Origin of the sequence: Kitasatospora sp. NA04385 (genome assembly GCF_013364235.1) — a bacterium.
GTDB lineage: Bacteria > Actinomycetota > Actinomycetes > Streptomycetales > Streptomycetaceae > Kitasatospora.
Map to the genome: position 1 here is coordinate 3607289 of NZ_CP054919.1, position 12574 is coordinate 3619862.

Genomic DNA, 12574 nt, shown 5'->3' on the forward strand with positions numbered 1-12574 from the left:
CGGCCTCAGCCGGCCTGGGCGTAGTCCCGCAGGACCACCCCGGTCGCCAGCGACTCCTCGTACTCGGTGCGCGCGGTCTCCAGCAGCCGGCGCCAGGAGTCCACGGTCGGCCGCCGGCGCAGCAGCGCCCGCCGCTCGCGCTCCGTCATCCCGCCCCAGACGCCGAACTCGACCCGGTTGTCGAGCGCGTCCGCGAGGCACTCGGTGCGCACCGGACACCCGCTGCACACCGCCTTGGCGCGGTTCTGCGCCGCCCCCTGCACGAACAGTTCATCCGGATCGCTCGTGCGGCACGCCGCCTGCGCGCTCCAGTCGTCCACCCAGCCCATTCCGGCGCCGTCCTCTCCCGATTCGGGGCTCCCCCACGGCGGCAACGGCATATTCACCGTTGCCAGTTGAGGACGTTACGGAAGAACGGCACGACGCAACAGCCCCTGTGTGCCCAATCTCGCATGACCCGATCGGACTATGGGTGTCCAGCAGCTCACTCGTTGGAGTGACCGCAGGTCGGGGGCCTTGCCCGGGCCGGAAGGGGGGCTTTCGTCACGGTGCGCGACAGCGACCCGCCCGACACCCGTCCGGATCACGGGCATAACGCCGCGAATCGGACAAAGCTCATCACTCACAAGAGTGATGACGATGAACAGAGCGAAGCTGTCGCAGTTCTGTGACAAGCGTAGGCGAACACCTGCCCCCGTGTACGGGATTCCGCGACGTAGGGTTCTCCCCATGGCACCTTCGCGATCCACTGGCTCCTTCATGGACAAGGCAGGGCACGGCGTCAAGTTCCTGGGCGGCTCGGTCCTGGCCGGCATCCTGGTCGCCGGAATGGCGCTGCCCGCGGTCGGCGCGTTCGGCCTGACCGCCAAGGACACCGCGGAGTCGTTCGACAACATCCCGGACGACTTCAAGCAGCCCACCCTGTCCCAGGCGTCGATGATCTACGACGCCAAGGGCGGCCTGATCGCCAAGGTGTACGACCGCGACCGCACCATCCTCACCGCCGACCAGATGGCCCCGGTGATGCGCCAGGCCCAGGTCGACATCGAGGACGCCCGCTTCTACGAGCACGGCGCCGTCGACCTCAAGGGCGTGCTCCGCGCGATCACCAAGAACGCCGAGTCCGGCACCACCGCGCAGGGCGCCTCCACGCTCACCCAGCAGTACGTGAAGAACGTCTTCGTCGAGCAGGCGGGCGACGACCAGCAGGCGTTCCTGGAGGCCACCAGGAAGAGCCTGGGCCGCAAGATCCAGGAGCTCAAGTACGCCATCAAGCTGGAGGAGGACCTGTCCAAGGACCAGATCCTCACCAACTACCTGAACATCACCTTCTACGGCCACCAGGCGTACGGCGTCGAGGCCGCCGCCAACCGGTACTTCAGCAAGAGCGCCAAGGACCTCACCATCCCCGAGGCCGCGATGCTGGCCGGCCTGGTGCAGAACCCCACGGCGTACGACCCGGTCGCCCACCCGCAGGCCGCGCAGACCAGGCGCGACACGGTGATCAACAAGCTGCTGGAGTACAAGCACATCACCCCGGAGCAGGCCAAGGAGGCGCTCGCCGCGCCGCTCGGCGTCCACTACTCCGAGCCGCAGAACGGCTGCATCACCGCGCAGAACGGCATGGGCTTCTTCTGCGACTACGTGCGCCACGTGGTCAAGCAGGACCCGGCGTTCGGCGCGACCGCGGCGGACCGCCAGAAGCTCTGGTCGCAGGGCGGGTTGAAGATCACCACCACCATCGACCCGGACAAGCAGAGCGCCATGTACAACGCGGTCACCAAGAAGGTCTACGTGACCGACCCGGTCTCCGCCGCCGGCACCATGATCGAGCCCGGCACCGGCAAGATCCTCGCCATGGCGCAGACCCGCCCGTACGGCCTGGACACCTCGAAGAACCAGACCGTGCTGAACCTCAACGTCGGCGCGTCGATGGGCGGCGGCAACGGCTTCTCCCCCGGCTCGACCTTCAAGCCGATCGTGGCCGCGGCCGCCCTGGAGTCCGGCATCCCGATCAGCCAGGAATACCCCTCGCCGTACAGCATGCAGTACCCCAAGATGAGCACCTGCGACGGCACCACCAACGACACGCCGACGCTGACCAACGAGTCCACCAGCGAGCACGGCCCGTACAGCCTGCAGGTCGCCATGCAGAAGTCGGTCAACACCTACTTCATCCAGCTGGAACAGCAGATGGGCCTCTGCCCGGTCAAGCAGATGACCGACAAGCTGGGCCTCGGCACCCTGGCCAACGGCACCAAGATCCAGCAGGTCGCCTCGATGACCCTGGGCACCCAGGAGGTCAGCCCGCTGCAGATGGCCGGCGCCTACGCGGCCTTCGCCGCCCGCGGCCTCTACTGCACCCCGATCGCGATCACCTCGGTCACCGGCTCCAACGGCAAGGACATCGGCGTCCCGAGCGCCAACTGCAACCAGGCGATGTCCCAGACCACCGCGGACGGCATCAACACCCTGCTGCTCGGCGTCACCGAGAAGGGCACCGGCTCCGCCCTCGGCCTCGACGACGGCCGCCAGATCGCCGGCAAGACCGGCACCACCGACAACCGCTACGCGGCCTGGTTCACCGGCTACACCCCCGACCTGGTCACCTCGGTCTGGCTCGGCGGCGTCGGCGGCAACGTCCCGATGCGCAACATCCGCATCGGCGGCAAGCCCTTCAGCGCGGTCTACGGCTCCGACGGCCCCGGCCCGATCTGGCAGAAGGCCATGAACGACGCCCTCGACGGCAGCGCCCCGCGCTCCTTCCAGAAGGTCGACATCCCGCAGCCCACCCAGTCCCCCAGCCCCGGCGACAGCCCGTCCGCCCCCTCCGGCGACAACGTCCAGGGCGGGAACAACGGCTGGCCCACCGGCGGCGCCACCACGGCCGGAGCCACTACCCCCGGCGGCGGTGGCGGCGGCGGTGGCGCCAACGGCGGGAACAACGGCGGCAACACCGGCGGGAGCAACGACGGCGGCCTGGTCAACGGCGGCATCACCCTCCCGCCCGGCACCATCGGCGGCAACACCACCAAGCCCGGCCGCCACTGACCCGGCGGCACCCACGACGAAGCCGCCGGCCCGGAGGAGGTCCTCCGGGCCGGCGGCTTCTCCGCTTGTCCGCTTCCCTGCTTCTCCGCGGGCCGGCGTCACCCGCCCGCCAGGGCGTCAGGCCGCCCGTCAGGGCCTCAGGCCGTCCGTCAGGGCGTCAGGCCGTCCGCCCGCCCGTGCGTCAGCCGGCCAGCGCGGCCTTCACCGCGGCGGCCACCCGGCCGCCGTCCGCCTTGCCCTCCACCTGCGGACGCACCAGCTTCATCACGGCGCCCATGCCCTGCGGGCCGCTCGCCCCGGACTCGGCCACCGCGGCGGCGACCACGGCCGCCAGCTCCTCGTCCGAGAGCTGCTTCGGCAGGAACTCGGCCAGCACCTCGCCCTCGGCCCGCTCCCGCGCCGCCTGCTCGGCCCGGCCGGCGCCCTCGAAGGCGGTGGCCGCCTCCCGGCGCTTCTTCGCCTCCTTGCCGATCACCTGCAGCACCTCGTCGTCGGACAGCACGCGCTTCTCCTCGCCCGCCACCTCCGCACTGGTGACCGCGGACAGCGTCAGCCGCAGGGTGGACGAGCGCAGCTCGTCCCGTGCCTTGATCGCAGCCGTGAGGTCCTCCTGCAGCTGCTCCTTGAGCGTCGTCATGCCGCCGATTCTGGCACCTGCCCCGCCCCCGTGCCGCCCCATTTACGCCCGGCCGCGCGCCCGGCCCCGCTCCCGGCCCGCTGCCCCGGCCGTTCCCCGCCCGTCCCCCGGGCGCCCCTGACACCCCGTCGGACCGCTTCGCCCCCGGGTGCCCGTACGACCGTTCCCCCCGTCTGCGACGATGGACCGATGCGACCGCTGTACTCCGTCCCGCTCGGTGTCGCCGCCGCCGGCGCCGCCTGTCTCGTCTACGCCGCCGGGTACGAGGTCCGCTCGTTCCGCCTGCGCCGCGTCGAGGTCCCGATCCTGCCCGCCGGTGCCCGGCCCGTCCGGATCCTCCAGGTCTCCGACATCCACATGGTCAACGGCCAGGCCAAGAAGCAGCGCTGGCTGCAGAGCCTGGCGGGCCTGCGCCCCGACCTGGTGGTCAACACCGGCGACAACCTCTCCGACCCGCTCGGCGTCCCCGCCGCCCTGGACGCCCTCGGCCCGCTGATGGACTTCCCCGGCGTCTACGTCTTCGGCTCCAACGACTACTACGGCCCGGCCCGCAAGAGCCCCACCCGCTACCTCAAGGCCCTGCGCAGCGGCGTCCACGGCCTCAACAACCCCGACGGCAGCGGCCGCCGCGGCATCAGCGGCGCCGTCCACAACCCCTGGCAGAAGCTCCGCGACGGCTTCGACCAGGCCGGCTGGCTCAACCTCAACAACGCCCGGGGCCGCCTCACCGTCGCCGGCCTCGACATCGAGTTCACCGGCCTCGACGACCCGCACATCCGCCACGACGACTACGCCGCCGTCGCCGGCGGCCCCTCCCCCGACGCCGACCTCTCCCTCGCCGTCGTCCACGCCCCCTACCTCCGCACCCTCGACGCCTTCACCGCCGACGGCTACCCCCTGATCCTGGCCGGCCACACCCACGGCGGCCAGCTCTGCATCCCCTTCTACGGCGCCCTGGTCACCAACTGCGACCTCGACACCGACCGCGTCAAGGGCCTCTCCACCCACACCACCCCCCAGCACCGCTCCTACCTCCACGTCTCCGCCGGCTGCGGCACCAACCGCTACACCCCCGTCCGCTTCGCCTGCCCCCCCGAAGCCACCCTCCTCACCCTCACCCCCGCCCCGCGCTGACCAGCCCGAAACCGGATTTCGTCTCTGGCCCCACCTCCTGTAGAGTTCTACTCGTTGCGCCGGACACGGAAGGCAACAAAGCAGGACCGGGGTATAGCGCAGCTTGGTAGCGCGCTTCGTTCGGGACGAAGAGGCCGTGGGTTCAAATCCCGCTACCCCGACTTCGTAAGTGCAGGTCAGGGCCGGTGTTCCTCAGGGAACACCGGCCCTGCTTGTCTCTCCCGGTCCTCTTGGGAGAATCCTGGGAGAAAACCGCCGGAGAACCCCCTCCCGGGCCTACCCCTGAGGTTCCTTCAGCAGGGCGTCGAGCACCGCCACGGGCGAGCCCGGCGCCATCCGCCGGCGGGTGTCGAGGGCGGCGGTCCACATCCGGGTGTGAAGTTCCACCCTGCGGTTGGACACCTGGAGACTGGGACGTGTGAGCCCGGAGGAAGCAGTTTCAGGTGGGAAGCAACAGCAACATGAGTAAGCGGTACACGGCGGAGTTCAAGAGGGACGCGGTCGCGCTCGTCCGGTCTTCTCCGCACCGGAACGTCACCGAAATCGCCCGGGAGCTCGGGGTCGGCCCGGAGGGGCTGCGAGGCTGGGTCAAGCAGGACCGCACCGACCGAGGTGAGGGCCGGCCCGGCGACCTGACCAGCCCCGAGCGCGAGGAGCTCACCCGGCTTCGCCGGCAGAACCTCGAGCAGCAGAAGACGATCGAGATCCTTCGCAAGGCAGCCGCCTATTTCGCGGCCGAGACGAATCGGTGACCCGCTTCCGTTTCGTTGAGGATCACCACGGCGCCTTCGGCGTCAAGCGGATCTGCCGAGCGCTGGGGATCGCCCGCTTCTCCTTCTACGCCTGCCGCGCCGGCGAACAGGACCGGCGTGCCCGCGAACGGGCCGAGGACCTCCTCGCCGCCGAGATCACGGTGATACACCTGGCCTCCCGGGGCGCCTACGGCGTCCCGCGCGTTCACGCGGAACTCCGCCGCCAGGGCCGGGCGGTGAACCGGAAGAAGGTGGAGCGGATCATGCGCGAACGTGGGATCGCAGGTGTCACCCGCCGCCGGTGCCGCAGTCTGACCCGCCAGGCCCGCAAGCCGGTGTTCGCCCCGGACCTGATCGGGCGCGACTTCACCGCTCCCCGCCCCGGGATGCGGCTGGTCGGCGACATGACCTTCCTGCCGACCGAGGAGGGCCGGCTCTACCTGGCCACCTGCATCGACCTGGCCACCCGCGAGGTCGTCGGCCACGCGATGGCCGACCACCACCGCGCCGAACTGCCGGCGGCCGCACTGCGGATGGCCGCCGGCCGCGGCACTCTGGAGCGGGGGTGCATTTTTCACACCGACCGCGGCAGCGAATATACGTCGAGTGAATTCCGGAGTGAGATAAGCAAGTTGGACATGAGGCAGTCGATGGGGCGAGTCGGCTCCTGTTACGGTAACGCCGCCGCCGAAAGCTTCTTCGCCGTATTGAAGGAGGAGATCGGCACTCGGGTTTGGCCGGACCGCGCCACAGCCCGGGCGGAGGTTTTCGCGTTCGTCGAGATCTTCTACAACCGCAGGCGCCTACGCAAACACCCTGAGTGGGGTTACCTCACGCCAATTGAGATCCGCCAGCGGCACCGGCAAGGTCACACCCTCGCGGCGTAGACGGAGAGTGTCCAGCTGCAGGGTGGAACTTCACAGTCAAACTTGCTCCAGCAGTTGGTCAGAACACTGCCTTATTAGATCACTGATGAGCACCATCTGGCCATAGTCTGCCAATCCAACCTCCCGGCATGACAGCCTCCGCCATCAAGCCCTAAGAAGTACTCAACTGCTCTAACACTTCTTAGGAGCCATCGTGACAATCGCTGACGAGATGAACACGCTGCGGCTGCGCAGGCTAAAGATCATGGACGACCACCACCGGGCCCAAGAGAAGCTTCGGCGGAAGATGCTCGACCTGCTCCAACAAGTCGACGACGAGATTCGGGAAGTCGGCGATCGTAGCCCCAGCCTTCCATGCCTCGTTCGAGGTACTCCCGGCCCGAGCCTGACCGTATACCACTCAGCCGATGCCCCATGCGGTCGCGTACATGACCGCCGGAACTTCTGGGAAATGCCTGAGGTCGACGCGATGGATGCCTCTCCTCACACCTACCTGGAACGCTGCACTGCTTGCTCCTGGCATCATGCCGCGTCCATCCACGGTAAGCGCCTGTTGAACGCGTAGGCGGAGAGCCCTCGACCTTGTCCTCGGCGGCCCACCATGCCAGAGGAGCCTTATGCCGCATTCAAGCCAATCACGCCCAGTGATGCGTCGGCCGATATGCCCTGATTAATCAGCATTTCTGACATGTTCTCAGAGAACATGTTGCACGTCGAGCCGTCACGTTGCGTTTCTGAGTATAGAAATTCACTCATCTGAGAGTCATCACTCGTGCTCAGCGGCTGCACTCTCCGCTGCTACGGTCCGATGACGAAATAAAGATGCCCGCCGATACCGCGGAGGCTGCGAACCATGTGCGGTACGGCGGGCAATGGACACCTCGTTGGAGGCATCACAGTGAGTCTGACTGAAACCACGCGCCCCCTGTCAACCCGAGCCCCTGGTATTTGGCCAGTGGCCGTGGTCGTCATCGTGGTGGTGCTCAAGGCGCCGACCGATCTCCTCCCTGCTGCACTCTCGGCTTTGGCTGGCATCGTGGCTCTGCTCAGCGAGCCGCGCCTGACAGCAGCGGAAGGCATGGGCCTCACGAGGAACCGCGCAAGGCCGAGTGTCTAACTGCGCTACAACAGCCCCGTACTTTGGCGGACAGCCACGAACGTTCCGGGACTGTGTGCGCAGGTCAGCAACCCCCTGACCCCTGGTCGGGTTGGCACCCGGGTTGCTTCGGGATGAAGAGGTCGCGGGTTCGGATCCCGCTATCCCGACTTCGTGGCAGCAGTTGGGGCCGGTGACTCGTGGGGGTCACTGGCCCCGGCTGTTTTGCGTGGTCGGGTGGGGCGCCGGGGTGGGTGGTGGGTGGGGTTGTCCACAGGGTGTGGATGGGGGGGTGGGTGAGGGGGTGGTGGGGTGGGGTGTTGGGCTGTTCCGGTGAGGGGGGTGGGGGTGGTGACGGGTTTTCGGATGCGGGGTGGGGGTGGGGGCCGGAGGGTGGAGGGGCGGGCTCCGGTGGGCGGGGCCGCTTCGAGGAGGCGGTGGATGAGCGCGGCGGATGTGCCGAGTCCGGACGGGGCGACGGCGGCGGTTGCGGCGAAGCGGGTGAAGGCGGTGGCGACGCCCAGGATGACCTGGGTGACGCTGGCGCTGATGACGACCAGTTCGGTGGCGAGCCTGCGGTCCTCGCCGACGATGGCGGTGTACGGGCTGGCCTGCGTGTTCCTGTACGTGGTGCCGGCCATCGTGTTCCTGCTGCCGACGGCGCTGGTCTCCGCGGAGCTGGCCTCGGGGTGGGAGGGCGGCGTGTACAACTGGGTGGCCCAGGGGCTGTCGAAGCCGCTGGGGTTCCTGGCCGTGTGGTGCCAGTTCGCGATGACGATCTTCTACTACCCGAGCCTGCTGGCGTACGTGGCGAGCACGATCGCGTACGTGGTGGACCCGAGCCTGGCCAGCAACGGCCTCTACACGGCGATCGTGATCATGGTGTTGTACTGGACCGGCGTCTGGGTCTCCTCGCGCGGGACGGGCGCGGTGGCGGGCCTGGCGTCCTGGGGCCTGATCATCGGGACGCTGATCCCGGGCGCGCTGCTGGTGGTGCTGGGCTTCGTGTTCCTGGGGCAGGGCAACCCGTCGGCAGCGCCGATGTCGGCGGACCACCTGCTGCCGGCCTGGACGGGCCTGGCGAGCCTGGTGCTGATCGTCAACAACTTCCTGAGCTACTCGGGCATGGAGATGAACGCGGTGCACGTCTCCTCGCTGAAGAACCCGGGCCGGGAGTTCCCGCGCTCGATGTTCCTGGCGGTCGGGATGGTGCTGCTGATCTTCATCCTCCCGGCGCTGGCGATCAGCTGGGTGGTGCCGGCCGACCAGCTGTCGCTGACGGCGGGCGTGATGCAGGCCTTCGACGCGTTCTTCCAGTACTTCCACATCGGCTGGCTGACGCCGCTGATCGCGGTGGGCCTGGTCGCGGCCTCGCTGGGCGGCATGCTGACCTGGCTGGCCGGCCCGTCCAAGGGCCTGCTGATGATCTCCCGGCAGGAGGGCTACCTGCCGCCGTCGCTGCAGAAGCTGAACAGCCACGGGGTGCAGCAGAACATCCTGGTCGCGCAGGGCGTGGTAACCACGGCCATCGCGCTGATGTACGCGTTCATCCCGAACGTCTCCAGCGTGTACTGGATCTTCTCGGTGATCACCACGCAGGTGTACCTGATCGTCTACCTGCTGATGTTCCTGGCGGCGATCCGGCTGCGGAGGCTCCAGCCGGACCACCCGCGCGGCTACCGCGCCCCGGCGCTGGGGGTGCTGTGCGTGGTGGGCCTGCTGGCGTCGGCGGCGGCCATGGTGATCGGGTTCGTGCCGTCCTCGCAGTTCGGCGGCGGCAGCGTCTGGGCGTACATCGGGATCGTCGGCGGCGGTCTGCTGCTGCTGGGCGTGATCGTCCCGTTCGCCTTCCTGAAGGCCAGCAAGCCCTCGTGGCGCGACCCCGCGGCGGCCGCCGCCATCGCGGAGGAGACGGCATGAGCGGACGGAACGGGTGGAACGCCAGGAACGGGTGGAACACCAGGAGCGGACGGAGCGGGCGGAGCACCAGGAGCGGACGGAGCGGGCGGAGCACCAGGAGCGGACGGAACGTCAGGAGCGGCGGATGAGCACCCGGATGGCTTCCCAGCACAAGTGGATCTACGTGGGCGCGATCGTGCTGCTGGTCGCGATGGCGGTGGTCGGCCTGCTGACGTTCACCCAGCAGCACGCCACCAACCAGTCGTTCCGGAAGGCCGACGAGCTGATCTCGAAGCTGCAGGCGAACGGCTACCCGACGCCGGACCGGGAGCAGGTCGCCCGGACGCTGGGCACGGACGGCGGCGCGGTCTGCGAGGACCCGGCGAGCTCGCTGAAGACCGGCCTGCAGCGGGTGCAGATGTCGAACGGGGCGGACGGCCCCGGGCAGCGGCCGGTCATCGTCCCCGACCGGGTGGTGCAGGCGGAGGCGCTGATCCTGGGCGTGTACTGCCCGGACCAGTTGGACGAGTACCAGGACAAGATCGACGACATCAAGACCGGCGACACGATCCGGAACTGAGGGGAAGGGAGCAGCGATGACCACCGACACCGAACTCGCCGCCCGCATCGCGGCGCTGATGCCACGCGCCCAGCGGGACCTGGCCGAGCTGGTCGCCATCCCGTCGGTCGCCGACCCGCGGCAGCAGCCCCCGGAGAAGTGCCGCCAGGCCGCCGAGTGGGTGGCCGCCGCGTTCGCCGAGGCCGGGCTGCGGGACGTCCGGCTGGCGGAGACCCCGGACGGCAGCCACGCCGTCCTGGGGCACCGCCCGCCGCCGCCCGGTGCGCCGACCGTGCTGCTGTACTGCCACTACGACGTGCAGCCGCCGCTGGACGACTCGGCCTGGACCACGCCCCCGTTCGAGCTGACCGAGCGGGACGGGCGCTGGTACGGGCGGGGCACCGCGGACTGCAAGGGCAACGTCGTCATGCACCTCACCGCGCTGCGGGCGCTCGGCGACGACCTGCCGGTGGGGATCAAGCTGGTCGCCGAGGGCTCGGAGGAGCAGGGCACCGGCGGCCTGGAGGCGTACGTCCCGCAGCACCCCGAGGACCTGCACGCGGACGTGCTGCTGGTCTGCGACACCGGCAACGCGGCGGTCGGGGTGCCGACCGCGACCACCTCGCTGCGCGGTCTGGCGAACGTCGTGGTGACGGTGCGGACGCTGGAGTCGGACGTGCACTCCGGCATGTTCGGCGGCCCCGCCCCGGACGCGCTGGCCGCACTGGTCCGGATCCTGGACTCGCTGCGCGACGCCGAGGGCGGCACCCGGATCGACGGGCTGGACGGCGGCGGGACGTGGGACGGCGTCGGGTACGACGAGCAGCAGTTCCGCGCGGACGCGGGCGTGCTGGAGGGCGTCGGCCTGACCGGTTCCGGGACGGTCGCGGACCGGCTGTGGGCGCGCCCGGCGGTGACGGTGCTGGGCATCGACTGCGCGCCGGTGGTCGGCTCGGCGGCGGCGGTCCCGGGCACCGCCCGGGCCCGGGTCAGCCTGCGGGTGCCGCCCGGCATGGACCCGGGCACCGCGCAGGAGGCGCTGACCGCGCACCTGGTGGCGGCCGCGCCGTGGGGCGCCCGGGTCACGGTGGAGCCGGAGTCGAAGGGCTCGCCGTTCCGGGCCGCCACCGACGGGCGGGCGTACGCGGCGCTGGACGCGGCCGCGCGGGAGGTCTACGGGAAGCCGCTGTCCTTCCTCGGGCAGGGCGGGTCGATCCCGCTGTGCAACGTGCTGGCGGCGCAGTACCCGGAGTCGGAGATCATCCTGATGGGCGTGGAGGAGCCGCGCTGTCTGATCCACGCGCCGAACGAGAGCGTGGACCCGTCCGAGATCGAGCACATGGCCCGGGTGGAGGCGCTGTTCCTGCGCCACTACGCGGCCGCCGCCCACCGCTGATTCGAGAGGGAGAGCATGCCCGCGCCGTTCACCACCGCAGACTTCCAGGCCCGGATGGCCCGCGCCGCGACCGCCGCCGCGGACGCCGGGCTGGCCGGACTGGTCGTCACCCCCGGCCCCGACCTGACCTACCTGACCGGCTACCGGCCGACCGCGACGACCGAGCGGCTGACCGCCCTGGTGCTCGCGGCCGGAGCCGAACCGGTGCTGCTGGTACCGAAGTTGGAGCGCCCGGACGCCGAGCAGGCGCCGGGTGCGGAGGCCGTCCGGATGGCCGACTGGACGGACGGGAGCGACCCGTACGCGGCGCTCGCGCCGAACCTGGACGGCGGCGGCCGGTACGGGATCTCCGACAACGCCTGGGCGATGCACCTGCTCGGGCTGCAGCGGACGCTGCCGGGCACCTCGTACGCGGCGCTGACGGCGGTGCTGCCGATGCTGCGGGCGGTGAAGGACCACGACGAGCTGGAGCGGCTGGCCGCGGCCGGGGCGGCGGCGGACCTGGCGTACGGGGAGATCCTGGGGATGCCCTTCGTCGGGCGGACCGAGAACCAGGTGGCCGCCGACCTGGCCGCGCTGCTGATCAAGCACGGGCACAGCCAGGTCGACTTCACCGTGGTCGGCTCCGGGCCGAACGGGGCGAACCCGCACCACGAGGCCGGGGACCGGCTGATCCGGCGCGGCGACACCGTGGTGCTGGACTTCGGCGGGCTGAAGGACGGCTACGGCTCCGACACCACCCGCACCGTGTTCGTCGGCACCGAGCCGCCCGAGGAGGTGCTCGCCGTCCACGACCTGGTGCGGCGGGCCCAGCAGGCCGCGTTCGACGCCGTCGCGCCCGGGGTGACCTGCCAGGACATCGACCGGGTCGCCCGGAAGGTGATCACCGACGGCGGGTACGGCGAGTACTTCATCCACCGGGTCGGCCACGGCATCGGGCTCACCACCCACGAGCCGCCGTACATGGTGGAGGGCGAGACCCAGCCGCTGGTGCCCGGGATGTGCTTCTCGATCGAGCCGGGGGTCTACCTGCCGGGGCGGTTCGGCGTCCGGATCGAGGACATCGTGACCGTCACCGAGGACGGCGGGCTGCGGTTCAACGGGACGCCGCACGAGCTGGCCTTCGTGAACTGAGCCGGAGGCGGGGCGGGGAGGGCCGTCGG

At 70.1% G+C, this 12574-nt stretch carries 11 protein-coding genes and 1 tRNA gene; 10 read left to right on the forward strand and 2 right to left on the reverse strand.

The genetic code is table 11. The features are described from left to right. Window positions 1-5: 5 nt before the first annotated feature. The gene (locus HUT16_RS15910; RefSeq protein WP_030461873.1) at window positions 6-329 is read right to left on the reverse strand and encodes a WhiB family transcriptional regulator; all 324 of its coding nucleotides are present in this window, start codon (window positions 327-329) and stop codon (window positions 6-8) included. Between the two features lie 400 nt (window positions 330-729). Between HUT16_RS15910 and HUT16_RS15915 the strand changes: the two genes are divergently transcribed. Beyond that, window positions 730-3051: a transglycosylase domain-containing protein gene (locus HUT16_RS15915; RefSeq protein WP_176188829.1), complete on the forward strand. Its 2322-nt coding sequence runs from the start codon at window positions 730-732 to the stop codon at window positions 3049-3051. Between the two features lie 181 nt (window positions 3052-3232). On the opposite strand, the gene HUT16_RS15920 is transcribed toward HUT16_RS15915, so the two are convergent. After that, a complete protein-coding gene (locus HUT16_RS15920) occupies window positions 3233-3688 on the reverse strand; it encodes a GatB/YqeY domain-containing protein (RefSeq protein WP_176188830.1) in 456 nt (151 codons plus the stop codon). A gap of 189 nt (window positions 3689-3877) precedes the next feature. Here HUT16_RS15920 and HUT16_RS15925 point away from each other — a divergent pair, with 189 nt between their 5' ends. The 9 genes from HUT16_RS15925 (at window position 3878) to HUT16_RS15965 (ending at window position 12545) form a co-directional block, all read left to right on the forward strand. Beyond that, on the forward strand, window positions 3878-4822 hold the full coding sequence (locus HUT16_RS15925) for a metallophosphoesterase (protein ID WP_176188831.1): 945 nt from the start codon (window positions 3878-3880) through the stop codon (window positions 4820-4822). A gap of 87 nt (window positions 4823-4909) precedes the next feature. Further along, window positions 4910-4983: transfer RNA gene (locus tag HUT16_RS15930), tRNA-Pro, on the forward strand. Window positions 4984-5265: 282 nt separating this feature from the next. Further along, window positions 5266-5574: a transposase gene (locus HUT16_RS15935; protein ID WP_176188832.1), complete on the forward strand. Its 309-nt coding sequence runs from the start codon at window positions 5266-5268 to the stop codon at window positions 5572-5574. After that, window positions 5571-6461: an IS3 family transposase gene (locus HUT16_RS15940; RefSeq protein WP_176188833.1), complete on the forward strand. Its 891-nt coding sequence runs from the start codon at window positions 5571-5573 to the stop codon at window positions 6459-6461. Before HUT16_RS15935 ends, HUT16_RS15940 begins: the two co-directional genes overlap by 4 nt. 193 nt (window positions 6462-6654) lie before the next feature. Next, window positions 6655-7026 carry a hypothetical protein gene (locus tag HUT16_RS15945; protein ID WP_176188834.1) on the forward strand — a complete coding sequence of 124 codons (372 nt, stop codon included), beginning with the start codon at window positions 6655-6657 and terminating at the stop codon, window positions 7024-7026. 972 nt (window positions 7027-7998) lie between these two features. Then, window positions 7999-9477, forward strand: a complete 1479-nt coding sequence (locus HUT16_RS15950; protein ID WP_176188835.1) for an APC family permease — start codon at window positions 7999-8001, stop codon at window positions 9475-9477. A 13-nt stretch (window positions 9478-9490) separates the two neighbouring features. Then, complete coding sequence (locus HUT16_RS15955; RefSeq protein ID WP_254897831.1) at window positions 9491-10036, forward strand: hypothetical protein; 546 nt, start codon at window positions 9491-9493, stop codon at window positions 10034-10036. Window positions 10037-10052: 16 nt separating this feature from the next. Further along, window positions 10053-11411, forward strand: a complete 1359-nt coding sequence (locus HUT16_RS15960; RefSeq protein ID WP_176188836.1) for a dipeptidase — start codon at window positions 10053-10055, stop codon at window positions 11409-11411. Window positions 11412-11426: 15 nt separating this feature from the next. Further along, window positions 11427-12545: an aminopeptidase P family protein gene (locus HUT16_RS15965; RefSeq protein ID WP_176188837.1), complete on the forward strand. Its 1119-nt coding sequence runs from the start codon at window positions 11427-11429 to the stop codon at window positions 12543-12545. Window positions 12546-12574: the final 29 nt, after the last annotated feature.